Annotated in this window: 21 protein-coding genes; 15 read left to right on the forward strand and 6 right to left on the reverse strand. The window is 31.9% G+C overall.

Annotated elements, in window-relative coordinates:
- Nucleotides 1-24: 24 nt before the first annotated feature.
- The 13 genes from leuB (at nucleotide 25) to T410_RS13180 (ending at nucleotide 15003) form a co-directional block, all read left to right on the forward strand.
- Complete coding sequence (gene leuB / locus T410_RS13120; RefSeq protein ID WP_035672497.1) at nucleotides 25-1140, forward strand: 3-isopropylmalate dehydrogenase; 1116 nt, start codon at nucleotides 25-27, stop codon at nucleotides 1138-1140.
- A 270-nt stretch (nucleotides 1141-1410) separates the two neighbouring features.
- A complete protein-coding gene (gene ilvD / locus T410_RS13125) occupies nucleotides 1411-3084 on the forward strand; it encodes a dihydroxy-acid dehydratase (RefSeq protein WP_035672499.1) in 1674 nt (557 codons plus the stop codon).
- 136 nt (nucleotides 3085-3220) lie between these two features.
- Nucleotides 3221-4915: a biosynthetic-type acetolactate synthase large subunit gene (gene ilvB, locus T410_RS13130; protein ID WP_035672501.1), complete on the forward strand. Its 1695-nt coding sequence runs from the start codon at nucleotides 3221-3223 to the stop codon at nucleotides 4913-4915.
- 4 nt (nucleotides 4916-4919) lie between these two features.
- Nucleotides 4920-5441, forward strand: coding sequence for an acetolactate synthase small subunit (gene ilvN / locus T410_RS13135; protein WP_035672504.1), 522 nt, complete (start codon nucleotides 4920-4922; stop codon nucleotides 5439-5441).
- 86 nt (nucleotides 5442-5527) lie between these two features.
- Nucleotides 5528-6997, forward strand: coding sequence for a ketol-acid reductoisomerase (gene ilvC, locus T410_RS13140; RefSeq protein ID WP_035672507.1), 1470 nt, complete (start codon nucleotides 5528-5530; stop codon nucleotides 6995-6997).
- Between the two features lie 484 nt (nucleotides 6998-7481).
- On the forward strand, nucleotides 7482-9389 hold the full coding sequence (gene acs / locus T410_RS13145) for an acetate--CoA ligase (protein WP_035672510.1): 1908 nt from the start codon (nucleotides 7482-7484) through the stop codon (nucleotides 9387-9389).
- Nucleotides 9390-9545: 156 nt separating this feature from the next.
- The gene (locus T410_RS13150; RefSeq protein ID WP_051929423.1) at nucleotides 9546-10673 is read left to right on the forward strand and encodes an NAD(P)/FAD-dependent oxidoreductase; all 1128 of its coding nucleotides are present in this window, start codon (nucleotides 9546-9548) and stop codon (nucleotides 10671-10673) included.
- A 3-nt stretch (nucleotides 10674-10676) separates the two neighbouring features.
- The gene (locus T410_RS13155; RefSeq protein WP_035672516.1) at nucleotides 10677-11390 is read left to right on the forward strand and encodes a methyltransferase domain-containing protein; all 714 of its coding nucleotides are present in this window, start codon (nucleotides 10677-10679) and stop codon (nucleotides 11388-11390) included.
- Complete coding sequence (locus tag T410_RS13160; protein WP_035672518.1) at nucleotides 11387-12439, forward strand: type III polyketide synthase; 1053 nt, start codon at nucleotides 11387-11389, stop codon at nucleotides 12437-12439. Before T410_RS13155 ends, T410_RS13160 begins: the two co-directional genes overlap by 4 nt.
- A gap of 12 nt (nucleotides 12440-12451) precedes the next feature.
- Complete coding sequence (locus T410_RS13165) at nucleotides 12452-12880, forward strand: 3-hydroxyacyl-ACP dehydratase FabZ family protein (RefSeq protein ID WP_035672521.1); 429 nt, start codon at nucleotides 12452-12454, stop codon at nucleotides 12878-12880.
- Nucleotides 12881-12913: 33 nt separating this feature from the next.
- A complete protein-coding gene (locus T410_RS13170; RefSeq protein ID WP_035672524.1) occupies nucleotides 12914-14185 on the forward strand; it encodes a beta-ketoacyl synthase in 1272 nt (423 codons plus the stop codon).
- Nucleotides 14186-14260: 75 nt separating this feature from the next.
- Nucleotides 14261-14515, forward strand: a complete 255-nt coding sequence (locus T410_RS13175; protein WP_035672526.1) for an acyl carrier protein — start codon at nucleotides 14261-14263, stop codon at nucleotides 14513-14515.
- Nucleotides 14512-15003, forward strand: a complete 492-nt coding sequence (locus T410_RS13180) for a 4'-phosphopantetheinyl transferase superfamily protein (RefSeq protein WP_035672529.1) — start codon at nucleotides 14512-14514, stop codon at nucleotides 15001-15003. The genes T410_RS13175 and T410_RS13180 overlap by 4 nt, the downstream gene beginning before the upstream one ends.
- Before the next feature lie 40 nt (nucleotides 15004-15043).
- Here T410_RS13180 and T410_RS13185 read toward each other — a convergent pair whose 3' ends face one another.
- Nucleotides 15044-15640, reverse strand: coding sequence for a PolC-type DNA polymerase III (locus T410_RS13185; protein ID WP_035672531.1), 597 nt, complete (start codon nucleotides 15638-15640; stop codon nucleotides 15044-15046).
- Nucleotide 15641: 1 nt separating this feature from the next.
- On the reverse strand, nucleotides 15642-17558 hold the full coding sequence (locus T410_RS13190) for a DUF294 nucleotidyltransferase-like domain-containing protein (RefSeq protein ID WP_035672534.1): 1917 nt from the start codon (nucleotides 17556-17558) through the stop codon (nucleotides 15642-15644).
- A 186-nt stretch (nucleotides 17559-17744) separates the two neighbouring features.
- Here T410_RS13190 and T410_RS13195 point away from each other — a divergent pair, with 186 nt between their 5' ends.
- Together T410_RS13195 and T410_RS13200 are read left to right on the forward strand one after the other, a co-directional pair.
- Entirely contained in the window at nucleotides 17745-18248 is a 504-nt protein-coding gene (locus tag T410_RS13195; RefSeq protein WP_035672537.1) for a DUF2911 domain-containing protein, read from the forward strand.
- Nucleotides 18249-18476: 228 nt separating this feature from the next.
- Complete coding sequence (locus tag T410_RS13200) at nucleotides 18477-18917, forward strand: hypothetical protein (RefSeq protein WP_035672540.1); 441 nt, start codon at nucleotides 18477-18479, stop codon at nucleotides 18915-18917.
- A gap of 145 nt (nucleotides 18918-19062) precedes the next feature.
- Here the strand turns inward: T410_RS13200 and fucP are convergent, their stop codons facing one another.
- From fucP to T410_RS13220, 4 genes are read right to left on the reverse strand one after another with little or no spacing between them, the layout of a single operon-like run.
- The gene (gene fucP / locus T410_RS13205; RefSeq protein WP_035672541.1) at nucleotides 19063-20427 is read right to left on the reverse strand and encodes an L-fucose:H+ symporter permease; all 1365 of its coding nucleotides are present in this window, start codon (nucleotides 20425-20427) and stop codon (nucleotides 19063-19065) included.
- 8 nt (nucleotides 20428-20435) lie between these two features.
- On the reverse strand, nucleotides 20436-21380 hold the full coding sequence (locus T410_RS13210) for a carbohydrate kinase (RefSeq protein WP_035672543.1): 945 nt from the start codon (nucleotides 21378-21380) through the stop codon (nucleotides 20436-20438).
- Between the two features lie 55 nt (nucleotides 21381-21435).
- Nucleotides 21436-22290 carry a sugar phosphate isomerase/epimerase gene (locus T410_RS13215; RefSeq protein ID WP_035672546.1) on the reverse strand — a complete coding sequence of 285 codons (855 nt, stop codon included), beginning with the start codon at nucleotides 22288-22290 and terminating at the stop codon, nucleotides 21436-21438.
- Nucleotides 22291-22334: 44 nt separating this feature from the next.
- Entirely contained in the window at nucleotides 22335-23717 is a 1383-nt protein-coding gene (locus T410_RS13220; protein ID WP_035672548.1) for a carbohydrate porin, read from the reverse strand.
- Between the last annotated feature and the right edge of the window lie 458 nt (nucleotides 23718-24175).

The raw sequence follows: 24175 nt of genomic DNA on the forward strand, positions 1-24175 counted from the left end.
AATAGATTAATTAAAAGACTAACCATGAATTTAAAAATAGCAGTATTGCCAGGAGACGGAATAGGGCCAGAGGTAACCCTACAGGCAAAGAAAGCTTTGTATGCTATAGGTGTAGTATATGATCATGAATTTGTTTTTGAAGATGCTCTTATGGGAGCTGTTGCCATAGATAAAACCGGAAATCCTCTCCCGGAGCAAACGCTTAACCTTTGCCTAAATACGGATGCGGTTTTGTTTGGTGCCATTGGTGATCCAAAATACGACAACAATCCCAGCGCTAAAGTTCGTCCGGAGCAAGGTTTATTAAAATTAAGAAAAGAATTAGGTCTTTTTGCAAATATTCGACCTATAAAACCATATAAATCATTGTTAGATTCTTCTCCTTTAAAAAGAGAAATTATTGAAGGTGCTGATTTTACTATTTTCAGAGAACTTACCGGAGGCGTTTATTTTGGCGAAAAAAAATTGAACGATGCTGGCACAATAGCTTCTGATTTGTGCGAATATTCAGAAGAGGAAATCACCCGAATTACTCATTTGGCTTTTAAAGCTGCACAAAATAGACGTAAGAAAGTAACGATGGTGGATAAAGCCAATGTTCTTGAAACTTCTCGATTATGGAGAAAAGTTGTTAAAACAGTAAGTGAAAATTATCCTGATGTACTATTGGATTTTCTTTTTGTTGATAATGCTGCAATGCAAATTATCCTAAATCCTAAACAATTTGATGTCATTTTGACCGAAAATTTATTTGGAGATATTTTATCTGATGAAGCTAGTGTTATTACAGGTTCTATAGGATTATTGGCTTCGGCATCATTAGGAAATAAAAATGCGCTTTTTGAGCCCATTCATGGTTCTTATCCGCAAGCAAAAGGTAAAAACATAGCAAATCCAATCGCTTCAATATTATCAGCAGCAATGCTTTTAGAACATTTTGGACTTCATAAAGAAGCTAAAAAAGTGTACGAAGCTGTAGAAAAAGCAATTGAATATAATGTTGTGACAGTAGATTTGAAAGCAGATTCAAAATTCGGGACCAATGAAGTTGGAGACTTTATTTCGAATGTCATTTTAAGTAAAGACGATTTATATTTTAAAAGTGATAATGTCCAAATAGGACAATCGACTATTGTTTAACAAAACAATAATCAAAAGTGCATTTAATAATTGAAAAGCACTTATAATTTTAAGATTATTTTTTTTTGTTCTATTTGTTTTTCATATTTTTGAAACAAATAAAAAAAATGAAAATCGTAACTATTATATCTTCAATTATTAATGTCAATGTGGTAATCACATGTGCAGTAGGAATGTTATAGATATAATTAAAAAAATATTTAAAACCTTCCGATTATTTTGGAAGGTTTTTTTTTGGAATAAATTTATAAATACAGAAACAATCATATAATGGAATTAAATAAATACAGTAAAACAATCACCCAGGACGAAACACAACCAGCTTCTCAAGCGATGTTTTACGGAATTGGTCTGACAGAAGAAGATCTTAAAAAAGCGCAAGTAGGAATTGTGAGTATGGGTTACGACGGAAATCCTTGTAATATGCACTTAAATGATTTGGCTAAAGATATTAAGACTGGCGTCTGGAAAGAAGATTTAGTGGGTTTGATTTTTAATACTATTGGTGTAAGTGATGGTATTTCTAATGGTAATGATGGAATGCGTTTTTCTCTGGTTTCTCGTGATGTAATTGCAGATTCAATCGAAACAGTTATGGGAGCCCAATGGTATGACGGTCTGATTGCTGTTCCAGGTTGTGATAAAAATATGCCGGGAGCTTTAATGGCTATGGGTAGAGTAAATCGCCCATCTATTATGGTTTATGGTGGATCCATTCATCCAGGAAAATGGAAAGGTGAAGATTTGAATATTGTTTCTGCTTTTGAAGCTTTAGGAAAAAAAATTAAGAATACAATTACACCTGAAGATTTCAAAGGAGTAATTCAAAATGCTTGTCCAGGTGCAGGTGCTTGTGGTGGAATGTATACTGCAAACACAATGTCATCAGCAATTGAAGCATTAGGAATGAGTTTGCCTTACAGTTCTTCTAATCCTGCTTTGAGTCCAGAAAAGAAACAAGAATGTGTTGATGCTGGTAAAGCTATCAGAATATTATTAGAAAAAGATATAAAACCAAGAGATATCATGACTCGTAAAGCATTTGAAAATGCAATTACGATGGTAGCTGTTTTAGGAGGTTCAACCAATGCGGTAATGCATTTAATTGCAATGGCACACGCTGTAGGTATTGAATTGACATTGAAAGATTTTCAAGATATCAGTGATAAAACACCATTATTAGCCGACTTGAAACCAAGCGGTAAATACTTAATGGAAGATTTACATAATGTAGGAGGCGTTCCAGCAGTAATGAAATATTTATTAAAAGAAGGTTTCTTACACGGTGAATGTTTGACAGTAACGGGAAAAACAATAGCTGAAAATTTAGCTTCAATTCCTGATTTACATGATGGTCAAGAAGTAATTCATGAAATCCAAAAAGCATTAAAAGCTACTGGAAATATTCAAATTCTATACGGAAATTTAGCTTCCGAAGGTTGTGTGGCTAAAATTAGCGGTAAAGAAGGTGAGTTTTTTGAAGGTACAGCGGTAGTTTTTGAAGGTGAAAAAGATGTGATTAGAGGAATACAAGCAGGTGAAGTGAAACCTGGAAACGTAGTGATTATTCGTTACTGTGGTCCAAAAGGTGGTCCTGGTATGTCTGAAATGTTAAAACCAACATCTGCCATTATGGGAGCTGGTCTAGGAAGTACTGTTGCTTTGATTACTGATGGGCGTTTCTCTGGAGGTTCTCACGGTTTTGTGGTAGGACACGTTACTCCAGAAGCCTATGAAGGTGGAGGAATTGCATTGATAGAAAACGGTGATGTGATTACAATTGATGCTGTGAAAAACACTATCAATATGAAAATATCTGACGAAGAATTGGCAAAACGTAAAGCCAACTGGGTTCAACCAGTATCACCAATTAAACAAGGAGTGTTACTTAAATATATGCGTTCGGTCTCCAGTGCCTCTGAAGGATGTGTAACCGATAAATAATCCCCCTAACTCCCGAAAGGGAAATAAAATAGGTTTGGACTTTTATTTTAAAAGTAAATAATTAAGAATACTATATCAATCTCGACTAACTTTCTTTTGAAAAAGGCTCGGGTGAGGAAAAATAATAAACGTACCCATGGGAACAAAAAAAATATCAGGCGCAGAAGCCGTTATTAGATGCTTATTAGAAGAAGGAGTAGACTTGGTTTATGGCTATCCAGGTGGTGCCATCATGCCGGTTTACGACGAATTATATAAATTTCAAGATCAATTGCAGCATGTTTTAGTACGCCACGAACAAGGGGCGACTCATGCCGCTCAAGGATTTGCAAGAGCAACAGGGAAAGTTGGTGTGGCAATAGCTACTTCAGGTCCCGGAGCAACAAATCTTGTAACTGGAATTGCCGATGCTCAGATTGATTCTACTCCAATGGTTTGTATTACTGGTCAGGTAGGAAAACATTTATTAGGTTCAGATGCGTTTCAAGAAACCGATATTATTGGAATTTCTACTCCGGTTACTAAATGGAATTATCAAATTACTGAGGCACATGAAATACCTGAAATAATTGCTAAAGCTTTTTTTATTGCAAGATCAGGTCGTCCTGGGCCCGTATTGATTGATATTACAAAAAATGCTCAGTTTGACGAAATTGAATTCAGTTATAAAAAATGTACTAGCATTAGAAGTTATAATCCAAAGCCAACTTTAGATATTGAAAAAATCAAAGAAGCTGCGGAGCTAATTAATAATGCAAAAAAACCATATATCGTTTTTGGTCAGGGAATTATTCTTAGCGAAGCTGAAGAACAGTTAAAAGCATTAGTTGAAAAATCTGGAATTCCAGCTGCTTGGACTATTTTAGGACTTTCGGCATTGCCAACAGATCATCCCTTAAATGTAGGAATGTTAGGAATGCACGGAAATTACGGACCTAATCTATTAACAAACGAGTGTGATGTTTTGATTGCACTTGGAATGCGTTTTGATGACCGTGTGACTGGAAATTTAGCCACTTATGCAAAACAAGCTAAAGTTATTCACTTCGAAATTGATCCGTCGGAGATAGATAAAAACGTAAAAACAACTGTGGCCGTTTTAGCCGATGTCAAAGAATCGCTGACTGCCTTACTCCCTTTAATCAAAAGTAACACACATGAATCTTGGCACAACGAGTTCAAGGAAATGTATAAAATTGAACAAGAAGAAGTAATCAATGACGAGTTAAAACCTAAGAAAGAAGGAATTTCCATGGGGGAAACTATCGAAATGATTAACAAACATTCTAAAGGTGACGCTATAATTGTACCTGATGTAGGGCAACACCAGATGTTTGCCTGTCGTTATGCTAAATTCAATTCGACTAAAAGCATCATTAATTCTGGAGGTTTAGGAACGATGGGATTTGCTTTACCGGCTGCGATTGGGGCCAAAATGGGAATGCCGGAACGTGAAGTGGTTGCTATTATTGGTGATGGTGGTTTTCAAATGACCATTCAGGAATTAGGAACTATTTTTCAAACTAAAGTTCCTGTAAAAATTGTTGTTTTGAACAACGAATTTTTAGGAATGGTGCGTCAGTGGCAACAATTGTTTTTTGACAAAAGATATGCTTCTACGGAAATGACCAATCCTAACTTTATAGCGATTGCTGAAGGTTATTATATTAAAGCAAAAAAAGTAACCAAAAGAGAAGATTTAGATGCGGCCGTTGCTGAAATGATGGCTTCAAAAGAATCGTACTTCCTTGAAGTTATGGTAGAAAAAGAAAATAATGTATTCCCAATGATTCCAACAGGAGCATCGGTTTCTGAGATGAGATTAAGTTAATATTATGGAAAATAAAACATTCACCATTTCTGTTTATTCAGAAAACAACGTTGGCTTATTAAACAGAATATCTGGAATATTCTTGAAACGCCATATCAATATATTGAGTCTAAATGTATCCGAATCAGAAATAGAAAATGTTTCCAGATTCATCATCGTAGTAGATACAACTGAAAAATGGGTACAAAATATTGTAGGCCAAATCGAAAAACAAATCGAAGTAATCAAAGCTTTTTATCATGTAGATGAAGAAACTATTTTTTTAGAAAGTGCTTTGTTCAAAATACATTCCAGTTTATTATTTGATGAAAGACAAATACAAAATATCATTAAAGAAAGCCACTCAGAAATCGTTACTGTATCAAGAGACTTTTTTGTAATTTCAAAATCAGGAAGGCGTTCTGAAATTGAAGAACTTTATGAAAAATTAAAACCTTTCGGAATAATGCAGTTTGTGCGTTCAGGAAGAATATCAGTTTCCAAAGAAAAAATGGAAATATCAACTTTATTAGAAGAACTTAAATAGAATTCATTTTTCAGTAACGCTTAAAAACGTTATTGTAATAATCAAAATTTCAATTATTAAATTTTAAAATCATTAAATAAAAAAAGATGGCAAATTATTTCAATTCATTACCACTTAGATTACAATTAGAACAATTAGGCGTTTGCGAATTCATGGATCAATCTGAATTTTCAAATGGTATAGCAGCATTAGCAGGAAAAAAAGTAGTTATCGTAGGTTGTGGAGCTCAAGGTTTGAACCAAGGTTTAAACATGAGAGATTCGGGTTTAGATATTTCTTACGCATTGCGTGCAGAAGCAATTGCTCAAAAAAGAGCTTCTTACATGAATGCTGCTGATAATGGTTTCAAAGTGGGAACTTATGAAGAATTAATTCCAACTGCTGATTTGGTTTGTAACCTTACACCAGATAAACAACATACTGCTGTAGTAACAGCAATCATGCCTTTGATGAAAAACGGTTCAACATTAGCTTATTCTCATGGTTTCAATATCGTAGAAGAGGGAATGCAAATTCGTAAAGACATCACGGTTATCATGTGTGCTCCTAAATGTCCAGGATCTGAAGTTCGTGAAGAATATAAAAGAGGTTTTGGTGTACCAACTTTAATCGCAGTTCACCCTGAAAATGATCCAAACGGAGAAGGTTTCGAACAAGCAAAAGCATACGCAGTTGCTACTGGTGGACATAAAGCTGGAGTTTTGAACTCATCTTTTGTTGCTGAAGTAAAATCGGATTTAATGGGAGAACAAACCATTCTTTGTGGAATGTTACAAACAGGTTCAATTTTATGTTTCGATAAAATGGTTGAAAAAGGAATCGAGCCAGCTTATGCTTCAAAATTAATTCAGTACGGTTGGGAAACTATAACTGAAGCTTTGAAACATGGTGGAATTACAAACATGATGGATCGTCTTTCTAATCCTGCAAAAATTGAAGCTTATGAAATTTCGGAAGAATTGAAAGATATTATGCGTCCGTTATTCCAAAAACATCAAGATGATATTATTTCTGGAGAATTTTCAAGAAACATGATGATTGACTGGGACAATAATGATGTTAATTTATTGACTTGGAGAGCTGCAACTGCAGAAACTAATTTTGAAAAAACGGCTCCAACAGCAGCTCATATTTCAGAACAAGAATATTTTGACAATGGTGTTTTAATGATTGCAATGGTTAAAGCGGGTGTAGAATTAGCTTTCGAAACAATGACACAATCAGGAATCATTGAAGAATCAGCTTACTACGAATCTTTACATGAATTACCTTTGATTGCAAATACAGTTGCAAGAAAAAAATTATATGAAATGAACAGAATCATTTCTGATACAGCAGAATACGGTTGTTATTTGTTTGATCATGCTTGTAAGCCTTTATTGGTTGATTTTATGAAAACTGTAGACACAAACATAATTGGTAAACCATTCTCAACTTCTAACGGAGTAGATAATGCAGTACTTATTGCCGTAAATAAAAGTATTCGTCAACACCCTATTGAAGAAGTAGGAGAGTGGTTGAGAGAATCTATGACTGCAATGAAAAAAATAGGATAATAAAATTAGGAATTACCACACATGAGGGTGTGTTGGGATTTGCATTATATCATTTGAATCCATAATATTTTGAATTAGTAAGCACTTATTAAAAGAAAAGAGGATATGGATGCATAATTACATTCACTTAACTTCGAACAAGCTGAGAGTTAAGTGGAGTAATTCCTTTATTTAAAATAGAATTAGGAACTGCCTTTATATTTTTAAAATGTATAAAAGTGCAGTTTAATTGAAATTGTAATAAAGTAATTTTTTATTACAAAAATTATTTGTTGTTAAATTTTGTTGAGATAAAAGGCGGGGTAGGAAATCTATCTCGCTTTTTTTGTTTGTATCAAAATTTTATAAAACAGTAAAAAACGAACAAATTATCATTAAAAAGTTATTTTTTTTATTTAATATTTAAATTTCTATAGGAATTTATAATTTAAATAATTTTAAGAATAGCTTGAGATTTAATACTTTTATAAAAAATTAAAAAAACATGAGCTACTATAAAATTGATAATTTAGAACAATATTTTAAACATTATAATAAATCAGTTCGTGAGCCAAGAAAATTTTGGGGTAAAATAGCAGAAGAAAATTTTACATGGTACCAGCAATGGGATAAAGTTGTAGATTTTAATATGGCTGAAGCAGAAGTAAAATGGTTTACGGAAGCTAAAGTGAATATGACTAAAAACTGTATTGACAGACATCTTGCTAAAAGAGGTGATAAAACGGCTATTATTTTTGAACCAAACGATCCTACAGAAACAGCTTTACATATTTCTTATAATGAATTACACCAAAGTGTTTGCAAAATGGCAAACGTTTTGCGTGAACAAGGTATAAAAAAAGGAGATCGTGTTTGTATTTATTTACCAATGATTCCTGAATTGGCAATAACTACATTAGCGTGTGCCAGAATTGGGGCAATCCATTCCGTTGTTTTTGCTGGATTTTCAGCTTCGGCAGTTGCAACTAGAATTAATGATAGTGAATGCAAAATGGTCATCACATCAGATGGTGGTTACCGTGGTAATAAAACTATTGATTTAAAAGGAATAATTGATGAAGCATTGATAAATTGTCCTTGTGTTTCAAATGTTTTAGTAGTTAAAAGGACGAATACAACTGTAAATATGAAAGAAAGTCGTGACCAATGGTTGCAACCTCTTTTAGACGAAGCATCGGACAATAATGTAGCTGAAATTATGGATGCCGAAGATCCGTTGTTTATTCTTTATACTTCCGGTTCTACAGGTAAACCAAAAGGAATGGTACATACTACAGCAGGATACATGGTTTATACTGCTTACACGTTTAAAAATGTTTTTAATCATGAAGAAAACGATATTTTTTGGTGTACCGCTGATATAGGATGGATTACGGGACATTCTTACGCTCTATATGGTCCATTATTGAATGGCGGAACTACTGTTATTTTTGAAGGAGTTCCTTCTTATCCTGATTTTAGTCGTTTCTGGGAAATTATCGAAAAACATAAAGTTACTCAGTTTTACACTGCACCAACCGCTATTCGTGCTTTAGCAAAAGAAAGCTTAGAATATGTACAAAAATTCCCTTTAAAATCATTAAAAGTAATCGGTTCAGTAGGTGAGCCTATCAACGAAGAAGCTTGGCATTGGTATAATGACCATGTTGGAGATAAAAGATGTCCTGTAGTAGATACATGGTGGCAAACTGAAACAGGTGGAATTATGATTTCTCCAATCGCTTTTGTAACGCCAACTAAACCAACTTATGCAACTTTACCATTACCTGGAATTCAACCGGTATTGATGGATGAAAAACGAAATGAAATAGAAGGCAATCAAGTGGTAGGAAGTTTGTGTATTAAATTTCCATGGCCTGGAATTGCCAGAACCATTTGGGGAGATCATCAAAGATATATAGATACTTATTTTTCTACTTTTCCAGGAAAATATTTCACTGGAGACGGTGCTTTACGTGACGAAGTAGGGTATTATAGAATTACAGGTCGTGTAGATGATGTTGTTATTGTTTCGGGACATAATTTAGGAACTGCCCCTATTGAAGATGCAATTAATGAGCATCCTGCAGTAGCAGAATCCGCAATTGTAGGTTTCCCGCATGATGTAAAAGGAAATGCATTATACGGTTTTGTTATTCTAAAAGAAACTGGAGAAACAAGAAATAAAGAAAATCTTATCAAAGAAATAAATCAGCATATATCAGATCATATCGGTCCAATTGCTAAATTAGATAAAATTCAATTTGTTTCCGGTCTACCAAAAACCCGTTCAGGAAAAATCATGCGTAGAATTCTACGTAAAATAGCCGAAGGAGATTATTCGAATTTTGGAGATACTACAACATTATTAAATCCTGAAATTGTAGAAGAAATAAAAGAAGGAAAATTGTAAATTAATTAAAAGCTGTTTGTAATAAAACAGCTTTTTTTTGGCTTAATTGTAATACAACACCCAACATTTCTAGATAACAAACAATAATTAATTATGTAAGTTTTTTATTAAATATCATAACTACATTAATAAACAAATCCATAAATTTACTTCAGTATGAAAAATAAGGAAGTCTTAATTATTGGTGGTGGTTTAGCAGGTTTGACTGCTGCAATTCATTTGTCAAAAATTGGATTTAAAATTACTGTTGTTGAAAAAAATGAATTTCCAAAGCACAAAGTTTGTGGAGAATATATTTCCAATGAAGTTTTACCTTATTTCAATTGGCTTGATTTAAAAATAGCTGATTTACACCCTGCAACAATAACAAAACTTAACTTTTCGACAGCTAAAGGAAAGACAATTAAAAGTACTTTGCCTCTTGGAGGATTTGGAATTAGTCGGTATGCTCTTGATGAATATTTATATAAAAAAGCAATTGCAAATGGTTGTACAATTATTCAGGATTATGTAGAAACAATCGTTTTTGAAAATGAAATATTTACCGTAACAACTTCAAAAAAAACTATTTTAAAAGCTAAAATTGTAATTGGAGCTTTTGGCAAACGTTCAATTATTGATCAAAAACTAAATCGTAATTTTATCCAAAAAAAATCACCTTGGTTGGCTGTAAAAGGTCATTATTCTGGAGATATTCCTAGTGATATAGTTGGATTACATAATTTTAATGGTGGTTATTGTGGTGTTTCAAAAGTAGAAAACAATATAATTAATATATGTTATTTAGCAGATTACGAAACCTTTAAGAAGTTTAAAAACGTTGAAGAATATCAAAATAACGTCGTTTTTCAAAACCCACATTTAAAAACAATTTTCGAAAACACTAACTTACTTTTTGAAAAACCGTTAACAATAAGCCAAATATCTTTTGAAAAAAAACAAGCGGTTGAGAATCATATATTAATGATTGGAGATACAGCTGGACTAATTCATCCTTTATGTGGAAATGGAATGGCAATGGCTATCCATAGTGCTAAAATTGTGTCTGAATTAGTAGCGAAATATTGCAATGATGACATCAAATCCAGAAACGAATTAGAAGAAAAATACAATAAGGAATGGAATTCTAATTTTAGTAAAAGATTAAAAATAGGGAAGCTTTTATCTAATCTTTTGCAAAATCAAAAACTTTCAGGTCTATTGATGCGTATATTGATTACATTTCCTTTTTTATTACCGAAGATTATAAAAAAAACGCATGGAAAACCTATAATTTTAAACTGATAAATGTTTATAAACACCAAATACAGAACGGACGAACCTGAAACTATGGATGATTTTGACATGGAAGGAGAAATCTTACGGGATGCCTTAGACAAAATTGCCAAAATCAATCAGCTTTTAGGCGGAAACCTATTAACTTTACGAGGAGTTCAACATTTGATTAAAGATATCTCAAAAGCAAATGAAATAAGTATTGTTGATGTAGGTTGTGGAAATGGTGATATGTTACGAACATTGGCAGATTTTGGATTAAAAAATAATCTTAAATTTCGATTAACTGGTATCGATGCTAATAATTTTACAATTAATCATGCGCAAAAACTATCTAAAAAATATTCTAATATATCGTACCAATGTGAAGATATATTTGATAAACCTTTTCAAGAATTAAAATACGATATTGTACTGTGTACTTTAACGTTGCATCATTTCAAAAACAATGAAATAATTCAGTTATTGAATGTATTTAATGCTAATTCAAATGTTGGAATTGTTATAAATGATTTACAAAGGAGTTCAATAGCCTATCGTTTATTTCAGGCATTATGTTTTGTTTTTCGATTAAATAAAATGTCCCGAGAGGATGGATTAATTTCAATTTTAAGAGGTTTCAAAAAAGAAGAATTAATTTATTTCTCGCAAAAATTAAATTTTAAAAACTATAAAATTCATTGGAAATGGGCCTTTCGCTACCAGTGGCTAATTTCGAAAATATGAGTGTAAAAATACAAACAGTTGCAAAACAATTACCAAAATACTCCAGAACAACGGAAGAAATCATTCCATTTTTGGATGCTTGGTTAGTAGGACAAGATGAGCGTTTCATTAGAAAAGTAAAGAAAATTTTTGAAGGTGCAGCTGTTGATAAACGCTATTCTATTATGGATCCAATTGAAGTCTTTACGAAAACTTCTTTTGAGGAAAGAAATGATATTTATGTACGCGAAGTAATTAATTTAGGCGAAAAAGTATTAGAAAAAGCATTAAAAAAAGCTAATTGGAATCCCGAAGATTTAGATTACATCATTACGGTGAGTTGTACCGGAATTATGATTCCTTCATTAGATGCTTATTTGATTAATAAATTGAAGTTACGCCAAGATATTGTTAGGCTTCCAGTAACTGAAATGGGTTGTGCTGCCGGGATTTCGGGAATTATTTATGCTAAAAATTTTTTGCAGGCGAATCCAGGAAAACGTGCTGCAGTTATTGCGGTAGAAAGTCCGACTGCGACATTTCAATTAGACGATTATTCGATGGCCAATATTGTAAGCGCAGCTATTTTTGGTGATGGTGCAGCTTGCGTTTTGCTTTCTTCCCATCAGGATGACGAAGGTCCAGAAATACTAGCCGAAGAAATGTACCATTTTTATGACAACATTCAGATGATGGGTTTTAAACTCACGAACTCAGGTTTGCAGATGGTATTGGATATTGAAGTTCCTGAAACCATTGCATCACATTTTCCTGATATTATTAATCCATTTTTAGAAAAGAATAAGGAAACTATAGAAACTATCGATCATTTAATTTTTCATCCTGGAGGTAAAAAAATTGTTCAAACGGTTGAAGGTTTATTTTCGGATTTGGGAAAAAACATCGATGATACAAAAGAAGTGTTGCGATTGTATGGAAACATGTCAAGTGCGACTGTTTTATATGTTTTAGAACGAATTATCGACAGTAAACCTAAAAAAGGAGAAAAAGGATTGATGTTGAGTTTTGGTCCGGGATTTTCGGCACAACGTGTTTTATTGCAGTTTTAGCTCTTTAGCCCAATGAGAAAAGAAGAAATCATATCAAAATTACCCTATTCTAAACCTTTTTTGTTTGTAGATGAGCTTGTACGAATTGACGAAAATGGGGTAGAAGGAAACTATACCTTTGACGAATCGTTAGATTTTTATAAAGGGCATTTTAAAGATAATCCGGTAACTCCAGGTGTAATTTTAACTGAAGTTATGGCGCAAATTGGGTTAGCTTGTTTAGGGATTTTTTTATTAAATGATTCATTTAATAAAAACACTTCAATTGCTTTAACATCAACAGAAATAGAGTTTTTAAAACCTGTATTTCCAAATGAAAAAGTAATTGTTATTTCAGAAAAAATATATTTTAGATTTGGAAAATTAAAATGCAAAGTGAAGATACTAAATAAAAAGGGAGAATTGGTTTGTACAGGAACAATCGCGGGAATGATAGTTTAGGCTTTTAATCTATTATTGAAATTTAAATTGCAAATGAAAAAACGTGTCGTAATTACAGGACTTGGTGTTGTTGCTCCAAACGGAGTAGGACTTGACGCTTTTACTCATGCTATAAAAAATGGCATTTCGGGAATCAAACATGATACAGAATTAGAAAGATTGCAATTTTCTTGTCAGATTGCGGGGAAACCTGAAATTTCTACTGAATTAGCATTACAGTATTTTTCGGAATTAGAATTGAGAAATTTCAATTCAACGGGAATTTTATATGGTGTTATTGCTGGAATTGATGCATGGAAAGATGCGGGTTTATCATTAGAAATTAATGAAGAACCGGATTGGGATAGTGGAACTATTTTTGGGGCAGGAACATCAGGAATTGATAAATTTCGAGAAAGCATTTATAAAATAGACGATTTTCAAACCCGAAGATTAGGAAGTACAGCCGTGGTACAAACAATGAATAGCGGTGTGAGTGCCTACTTAGCAGGAAAATTAGGATTAGGAAACCAAGTCACTACAAATTCTTCTGCATGTACAACAGGAACCGAAAGTATTTTGATGGCGTATGAGCGTATAAAATCAGGGCGGGCAAAACGTATTTTGGCTGGAAGTACAAGTGATTCTGGACCCTATATTTGGGGTGGATTTGATGCTATGAAAGTCTGTACTTTTAAACATAATGAAAATCCGGAACAAGGCTCAAGGCCAATGTCTGAAAGTGCATCAGGTTTTGTTCCAGGAAGTGGAGCAGGAGCTTTAGTCTTGGAAGATTTAGAAAGTGCATTGGCACGAGGTGCTAAAATCTACGCAGAAATTTTGGGAGGAAATGTAAATTCTGGTGGTCAACGCGGTTTAGGAACTATGACTGCTCCAAATCCCATAGCCGTTCAAAAATGTATTAAAAATGCCATTGAAAATGCTGGAATTTCTGCCAATGATATTGACGCTATAAATGGACATTTAACAGCCACATCCAAAGATAGTTTAGAAATTCAGAATTGGAGTGAAGCTTTGGACAGGAAAGAAAAAGATTTCCCCTATATAAACTCCTTGAAATCAATGGTTGGACATTGCTTATCAGGAGCAGGGAGTATAGAAAGTGTGGCCTCAATATTGCAATTAGATGAAGGATTTATTTTCCCGAATATTAATTGCGCTGATTTAAACCCTGAAATTACCGCTCTGATTGACGAATCAAGAATTCCGATACGATTGATTGAAAAAGAGATAAATATTATTGCCAAAGCCAGTTTTGGTTTTGGAGATGTGAACGGTTGTGTAATTTTTAAAAAGTATATTTAGTCACAAATTCGCCCATTTTAAATTTGAAATGAATTAAAAAAAAACTAAGAATCAACGCTAAGAAATAAACAAACTATGGACAAACAAGAAATAATTGAGAAATTAAAAAATATTATTAAGCCTTATGTTCAAAATAAAGTGGCTTTTGATAATCTTACCGAGGACACTGATTTTATTAATGATTTAAAAATAAATTCCGCTAATTTGGTTGATGTGATTTTAGATATTGAAGAAGAATTTAATATTATAATCGATAATGAATCTATGGAAAAAATGCTTGATTTGAAAGCAGCTATGGCGATAATTGAAACAAAATTAGCTGAAAAGTGATTGGAAACGACATTATAGATTTGGCTTTAGCCAAAAAAGAAAGCAATTGGAAACGGAAAGGATTTTTAGATAAAATCTTTACTCCAAAAGAGCAGTTATTAATTTTTAATGTCATTAATCCTGAAGTTATGGTTTGGAATTTATGGAGCAGGAAAGAAGCTGCTTATAAAATCTATAATAGGGAAACAGGAATTAGGGCATTTTTCCCTTTGCAATTAGAGTGCCATTATGAGAGTGAAACTTTAGGGACTGTTACCTGTAATGGAAATACATATTTTACACATACGATTATTTCAGAGGAATTTATTCATTCTATTGCAGTTGCAAAAAAAGAATATTTTAATGCAATAAAGAGTTTAAATACTAAAACTAAAATCAGTAAAATAAATGGAATTCCTTTTATAATTGATAGTCAAACCCAAAAAGCTAGCCCGGTTTCGATTAGTCATCATGGGCGTTTTTGGGAAGGAATAAAGTTGTCCAATTGAATCCCTCTTAAAAGCTTCAATTATTGATTCAAGGAATCAATTACTTTATCCCCAATCTAGATTTTAATTTTAAAAAGAGTAAAGCAATTTTGTAAGCATCCTCAGAAGAAGAATTTCTATCGCTTTTTGGAATTTTGAAAATAGTACACAATTCGTCCAAAGAAAATTGGCGGTCGTTTATATCCAGAAGTTTTCGATACATTACATCTATATCTAAAGCTTCATTTTTTAATCGACCACAATCTAATCTTTCAAGAGCTGCATTAATCATTTCTACATCAAAATCGATATGGTGTCCCACTAAAACTGCATTTCCTATAAAAACTATTAAAGACTGGATTGCTTCAGATTCTCCAAGCTTTTTCATTTTACTTTCAACTATAAACTCATTAGAAAGTCCGTTATCGTGTAAAAATTTATATTGTAATAAAACCGCTTCAAAACTATCTCCAATAATAACACTGTTATTGACTACCGCAAAAGAACCGATCGATAAAATAACGTCTTTAGTAGGATTTAAGCCTGAAGTTTCAGTTGATAAAATAACAAAACGATTCGGTTTTTTTTCAAATTTTGAAATATACGTTTTCCAAAATTCTGGGTGTTCTTTATTAATATTTTTAAGCCAGTCTAACATGTTATGAAAATTGTGTAAGTTGAAATTTACTTTTAATTAACTCCTCTAATTCTTTCATTGGAGCAAAAGCATTTTTTAATTTCTCTTTATCAATTTTTGATAATTCATTCAAATTTATAAACTGACCCGAATTGTCATTTTTTAAACCTTCTAATGTTCTAAATTTTGATAATGTCAAAAAGGCTTCTGCACAATTAAGATAAATCTCTGCATTTTTGGCGTCAGTAATTGCTAATTGTTTGAATCGTAAATAGGTATTGTTAATTCCTTTTAAATTGTAGTTTAAAACAAATAAACGAGCTGCATCAATCAGAGGCATTAAAGCACGGGTTTTTATATCAAATTTATCTTTATTCGGGCCTTCCTCTTCAACAATGAATTTTTTGAAAAAACTTAAAGGGGAATTTTTCTTTAAAGCATCATTTCCTAAGAAATCAAAAAAGAGGGTATTATTTTGTGCATTTTTGAAAATAACATTTCCTATAGCTTCTTCTATTCTTTGTTCGCCAAAAGCAATTTCATAATCAAAAAAGATACTGCTCAAATCATTGCTGTTTTCACCTGGAGTATTCATCCAACTGTTGTATTGTTTTGTCCAATCTGTCAGTGATTTACACCATAGCATATTACTTCCCATATGTCCGTTTGGACATAATTCATAACCTACTTTTTCTAAAGTAGCAGTAGTCTTTTTTCCTAATTTAAGAAAATAATCTTTTACATCTCTATATTTATCAGGAGTAACATCCTCAAAAATTAAAATACTATCCTGATCCGTTAATAACAATTGCTCTTTTCTTCCTTGACTACCTATACTTAACCAAGCAAATCGAGCAGGAGGGGAGCCTAAATCTAAAATTGATAATTCTACCGAACGTTTAATTATTGCCATATTAATTTCGCTGGCGATATTATTTACATGAGAAAGAGGAATATTTTTATGAATTGAATTTTGAATAAGGTCAGAAAGTCGTTCCCGTATTTGTTTTAAATCTTTAGGAGTTTGGGACCGTTTTATTTCTTTTATTAATACACCAGGATTACTGGCTTGTGCAACAATTAAATCTCTTTCGGAAATAATCCCTTTTATTGAAGACTGATTAGTACCGTCCTGTGTAACGCATAAATGAGTTACATTGTGCTTTAACATCAGTAATTGTGCTTCAGCAAGAGAAACATTTTCTAAAACTGTTATTACTGGTGATGACATTATTTTATCTACCGAAATTGTTATTGGAAATCGACCAGTAGCAATTTTTGAACGCATGTCAGTATCTGTAACAATACCAATAGGAATAGTGTTATCACAAACAATAATATTGTTTATTAAGGCTTCTGTCATCAGTTGTGCAACATCCTGAACAATCGCGTTTTTTGTTGTAATTAAAGGAGAATTATTATATGATAGAGACTGAAAATATTGCATTTCAGATTGCTGATCAGAATAGAAAACATTGTCCGAAATAAGTTTTCCGTTTAGATTTTCTTTGTCTTTTGGATTTCTTGTGTTTGTAGCAAAACTCTCTAATAAAAAGTTCAAAACTTCAGAATTATTAGCCACAAAAGGACGAAAAGTAGCTATAGGTATAGCATAAATAATACTTTCTTCTCGGGCTTTAGCAGTCATCATATAGTTGTTTTTGGCAAAAAATGGACGTAAACCAAAAATATCTCCTTCATGACATTTGTTCAATAATGTTTCTTCAGCATCAGCAATGACTGACAAATTGATAACTCCCGAAGCTACAACGTAAAAACTATCGTGTAAAACATCATTAATTTGAAATAATACTTTATGTTTTTCTAAATTTACTACACGAATATTTGTGGCAATTTCAGATAATTCTTGGAAAGTCAAGTGATTAAATGGTGGATATTCCTTTAAAAAATCAGCAATGTGCTCAGCAATTGTATTCATATTTTTTGGCAAATAAATAAAGTATTGATTGTAAAAATAATAAATTAAACAATTAGAATACTGTCAATAATGTAGTAAAACAAATAAATTTAACAATCCTTATTTTTTTCTTAAAATTAGTAAGAATTTATATAAATTAAATAAAGTTATTTTAAGTTTGTAATCATAACTAAAACATTTTAAATCATGAGATTACTTAAAAAAATCCCCTTTTTAACCTTTGCATTATTGTTTATAAATTTCTTGAATGCTCAAGAAAAAGCAAGCCCGGCAGCTGTTGCGACAGGAAAAATTAATGACGCTACAATTAGTATTAATTATAGTAGTCCTTCTGTCAAAGGAAGACAAATTTGGGGTGGATTAGTTCCATTTAATGAGGTTTGGCGTGCTGGAGCAAATGAAGCAACTACATTTGAAACAGATAAAGACCTAACAATTGAAGGAGCTAAATTACCTGCAGGAAAATATTCTTTTTTTGTTATTCCAAATGAAAAGGAATGTATAATCATTTTTAATAAAGAACCAAAACAATGGGGAGCTTATAAATATAATGCTAAACAAGATCAGTTAAGAGTTACTGTAAAACAAATAGCTGCGTCTACAATTGCCGAGAAATTGGTTTACTCAATAAATAAAGATACTATTGTTTTAAGCTGGGAAAATTGGAATATTCCATTTTCAGTTAAATAACTACTTTAAAAATATTATAACACAAAAGCATTGCTGAAAGGTAGTGCTTTTTTATTTTAAATAGTAATTGAATCAATTTTGAATTTTTATTAAATTCTATTTTACATAATATAAATTATAATGCAAAATATTCCATTGAAAGAGGTACTTGAAAAATTGTAAATAAGTTAATTTTTGGCATTATATTTGAAATCATTTTATAAATATTTAACCTACAAAAAAATCATTATGAAAAAAATTACCTTGTTACTTATTATGTTTACCGCTTTTTGTTATGCTCAAGATAAACCAGATGGAACTACTTTAGAGGAATATAATTATATGACTAAAGGTTATAAAATTCAAATATCTTCTGGTCTTGATGTAAAAAGAGGCTATCGGATTGATGACGTTACAAGCTATTCTACTCCCTTATATGATTTTAAATTCAAATCTTTAGTTCGTGAGAAAGATGGTGTTTCTGCTGGTTTAATTCTTATAGCAACTTCTAAAATGTGGAGTAATGTTTATTATTTGGCTATTCCTATTAATAATGCTGATTTAATGAAGTCCTTTAATAAAGATGTTGACCTATGGGATGAATCTATGACTACAGCATACTCTGAGGCTTCTACTTTTTTAATGTCTGAGCTTTTTAGGATTTATTCGACACCAAAATCCGTAAAATAAAAGTTAATAAATAATTATTATAATTTTTCAAATAAATTTAAGTATTTTTTCTACAGTTATGGAAAGTATTGCTTTTTCAAACAAAAAAGAAACGAACAATATCATTAACTGTTCGTTTCTTTTTTAATTAAAAATTCTAATTAAGTTAAAATACTGCGTCTACGATTACGTTAGCCTTTTCAATTACACTCTTTTTTGATGATTTATAAGTGCTATAACCATATAAAGTAACAACAGCCAAACAGATTAAAGGTAAAATAAACGAGAAATTTACTTCAGGAATAAATCCAAAAATTTTCAAATCTGAAAACCCAGGTCCTCCCCAATCTAATATACTTGCTTGCAATAATGGCATTAATGCTCCACCTACAATTGCCATAACCAAACCTGAAGATCCAATTTTAGCTTCATCTCCCATATCTTTTAAAGCAATACCATAGATTGTAGGGAACATAATTGACATGAAAATTGATACTGAAATTAATGAAATCAATCCAGGCATTCCTTGTAATAGTATCGCTCCAGATACGCAAATCATTCCTCCAATACCAAAATATATTAGCATTTTTGAAGGATTTATATTTTTCATCATAGCTGTACCTATCCATCTTCCTGATAAAAATAATAACATTGCTCCAATATTGTAGTTTGTTGCAGTTATATGTAGCCCAAATGTATGATTGATATTATCAACATATTGGTACATAAAAGTCCAACATAAGATTTGTGCACCTACGTAAAATGCTTGCGCAATTACTCCATTTTTATAATTTTTGTTAGCCAATAATTTTTTGAATGATTCAGATATAGACATTTTTTCTTCATGAACCGTTTTTGGCATTTTAGTAAAGATGATGATAATCAAAATGGCTAATACAAAAATTCCTAATCCAATATAAGGAATACTAATAATATTTAAATCATGTTCTCTAATAGATGCTAATTCACCCGAAGATAAGGCTTTGAATGTTTCCGGCGTATAACTATTTGATTTTATGCTTCCAATAACCAATTGCTGTGCCAACACTAATCCTGTTATAGCTCCAATTGGATTGAATGCTTGAGCTAAATTTAAACGTTGTGTTGCCGTTTCGTTGTTACCTAAGAATAAAATCAAAGGATTTGATGTTGTCTCCAAAAAGGCCAAACCACAAGTAATTACCCAAAGTGAAATAAGAAAAAAAGTATAATTTTGATAATGAGCTGCAGGATAAAACAAAAAGGCTCCAGTTGCATATAAAATAAGGCCTAATATAATTCCTGATTTGTAACTGTATTTTCTAATAAAAAGTGCAGCTGGGAAAGCCATAAAAAAGTAACCAAAATAGAACGCCATTTGAACAAATGATGCCTGCAAATTGGAGAGTTCAGGCATTACCTTTTTAAAAGTAGATACCATCGGAGCTGTTAATTCATTTGCTATTCCCCAAAGGGCAAATAATATGGTTATTATGATAAATTGAAAAACTAATTCTTTGCTGACTATGGGAATTTTTTTGAATTGATTCATGGTTAAGTTTAATTAATTGTTTGAAATGTGTTTGATTTTTTTACATCAGAATTAGTGTGTTCAAAACCACATAAAAAATCCTCTATTTCTGATTGCAGAATTATAGGATTGGCACCTTCGTTTTGAGCAACAATAGCGCCTACAGCACTAGCGAAATTAATTGCATATTGAGGGTCTTCTCCATTGAGCAACATTATGATTAATGAAGCTAAAAAAGAATCTCCGGACCCCACAGTATCGACTACATTTACTTTGAAGCCGCAATTATGATAAAAAGTGTCATTACAATATAATACTGCTCCATGAGATCCTAAAGTAACACATACAGTATCTGTATTGGTTTCCTTTGCAATGAATTTAATATTTTGCTCCAATGACTTTTTATTTGAATTTAAATCTTCGCAAATTTCATTTAACTCATCATCGTTAAACTTAATGAAATCAGATTCTTGTAATAAATCCAAAACATTTTTCTTGGTGTAATGCGGCACTCTTAAATTCACATCAAATATTTTATATTTGGCTACAGCTAAAAGTTGATCCAATGTATTTCTGGAAACTGAATCTCTTGAAGACAGACTTCCGTAAACAAAAAAATCTGCATTTTTTACGATTGAAATATTCTCATTTGAAGTTTCAATTTTGTCCCAAGCCGATGGATAATTGATATCATACGATGCATTTCCTTTCTCATTCAAAATAACATTGACTAAACCCGTTGGATAATTATCCTTTACTTGAACAGCATCAGTATTAATTCCTGAAACATTCAAATACTCTATTAATTCTTTTCCGTGTAAATCGTTCCCTACTCCACTGATAACGGAAACCTCCCCTCCTAGCGAACTTAATCTTGAAGCCACATTTAGCGGAGCTCCACCAATTTTTTTATGTTCCAGAAATACATCAAAAAGGATTTCTCCAAAACAAACACCTTTTAATTTTTTTTTCATTTTTTTGCGATTTATTATAAAAAAAGCATTGGATAATTGCTTTTTTCAGGTTTAATTATATTTGAATAGTGTACCATTTACTGACCATTTCCCTCATAAAAGCAAGACTACCTTTAGCGAGATCTTCCGAGTTGTATTTTGAAGGCCTCCACAAGGAAGTTGGCCCAACTAATGCTTTGATTTCGGAAGAAAAATTCTCCAAGACTAGCGGACCTTGATAATTAATTGCTGCTAAAGCTTTAAAAAAATAATCCCAATGTACATTGCCTTCACCAGTCATACCGCGATCACTTTCGGTTATATGCACATGTTTCAACCTATTGCCTGCACGAATAATCGGATCATAGAAATTCTGTTCTTCAATATTCATGTGAAAAGTATCAAGATGCAATCCTATATTAGATTTGCCAATACCTTCGATCATATTTAAGACTTCATCAGCTGTTGTAAATACATAACTTTCGTACCGATTAATGGGTTCAGGAGCAATCGTAATATTATTTTTATTTGCATAATCAGCAACTTCACTAAATACTTGCTGAATGATTATCCTTTCCTCTTTTGTACATGGATTTCCTGTGAATGTCCCAATGGAAGAATGTAAAACCCCTCCTAAAAAATCACCTTCCATTTCAGCTACTTTATCAAGAGCTAATTTAATAAGCGATGTGGCTTGCTCTGGGTATAAAGTAATGTGACAGTTTTTGGGTAAATTCAACGTGCAACGCCCTGAAATATGGTTTTCATCAAGTAGTTTTTTTGTTTTTTTAGCATCAAAATCTAATGAAGCCGGTAAAATAATTTCAAGCATATCAAAACCATATTCAGCAGTTTTTTCTATTGCAAAAAGACCTCCTTCAGCAGTCCATCCGGAGATAAAAGATAAAATTGTTGTTCCAAAAATTGGCATATTTCTATAATTTTAAAGTTATTTCTATTTTAAAACTTCTTGTTTTAAAATAACCACCATTCTGTTTTCACTCCCATATAGGAACCCCAGCTTTTTTGGTTCACTTGTAAATAAGGGGAGTAATTATGATCACGGGCGTAATCGTTGTAGTGTGCGAGCGTGTAAACAAGACGAATGTGAGGACGACTCCAAGGATCTTTTTTTCCTAATGGAACAATAGTGGGAGCAAAAGAAAATTTCCACATATTAGCTTCTGGATTATCTCCATCTTTTCGTATTGCATAATGTACTTCTTCAATTAAGTGCAGCCATTTCGTAACATAAAAAAAACTTCTGAAGCCTACAACAAAATCTATTTTTTGATTGTACAACTGATTTCCGTTGAAATATTCATCTGTATTTGTACTTGTAGAACCACCTTTACTTTTTGTAAAAACACCATATCCGTTAATGCTGAATTTTTGTGACAGGTTTAATAGAAAATGTTCTACCATTGAAAAGGAATAGGCATTTGTATATTTACCTTCTGAATCTGGTGCTCCATAAGTCGCCCAAGTAAAAGTATTTCCATTATCACCCCCATTAGCAATTCCGGAGCCATATCGAACCGAAAATTGATTGAATGAACCTGGTAAAGCAGTTTTGAGCGGATTATTATACTTAATTCCAGCAACCCAGCCATTATCAGAAGGATAATTTTTAGAAGCGTTTTTTGAGTTTGCCGAAACATAATGAAACTCTCCCAAAAGTTTAATTACATTATCATTTTTCAAATGAATACTATGTTCTCCAATCCAAACCATGCGTTGGCGAATAGCAGGATTTGTTGCACCGGCAACGGTAACTTGATAATTATACGGATACACATTTGTTGAGTCTGAAGAAGCGGGCATTAGCAGGGTTAGTTCTGTATTTTTATGGCTTACGCCAAAACCTTGCGCAGAATGATCGTCAAAATAAAAATAATCACTGATGTGAATGTCATCATAGCGACGAAAACGGGATCCCACCCAGGCAGACCATTTGCTTCCCATAATATTTCTAGCTTCTATATAGGCTTCGGGAAGAATAAAAGTCAAACCATTATTAGAACGAGTACTTACATTTCCCACAAACTGTCCGTTGGCAGAATACATTCCTAATCGCATTTGGAAAGTAACATTTGTGCTATCTTTTCCAATAATTTTTGGAGTAAAGTGTACGGCTGGCAATATATCGATATAATCATTTTGTTCCATTCGTCCACCTAATGAACCTTGACCGGAAAGATTCAACGGTTTCCACATATTCCCTTCGCCATTTGGAGAAAGGCCAACTCCTATTCGACCTGTTGTTCCCAATGAAAAATTTGAATTTGTTATCACAACTTGTGAATAAATTGGTATAAATAAAATTAAAAATGGAAGTATAAAAAATATTTTCTGCATTAGGCGAATATTAAAAAAATTAAAAGGTTTTTACGTGTTTTAAAAATGAATTAAAAGACTACTATATAGATTAAAAAGTATGTTTATAGTACTTCCAAAAAATCAATACTCTAAGTAATTTTCTAAATTATTTTTTGTTTTTTTAATAGTATAATAGTTTTATATTATTAAGCGTCATTTTGAATATTATTTTTCAAATGTATTATTTTTTTTTAATTTACAATAAAAAAATTAAATAAATATCTAATATTATCAAAATAAAGTCTTAATAAATGTGTTTTCAATAAATAATAATTAATTTTATTAAAAAAAAATATAACGTAATAGTGACGTTTAATGCTTTACAAACAAAAAACAAAGCCAAATATGTTATTATAAATAAATCATTAGTTTTGTACTATTAAAAGGACATGTCAAATGATACTTTCTTTCAAAATATTAATACAATTCTTTATTAA

This window comes from Flavobacterium sp. 83 (assembly GCF_000744835.1).
Lineage (GTDB): Bacteria > Bacteroidota > Bacteroidia > Flavobacteriales > Flavobacteriaceae > Flavobacterium.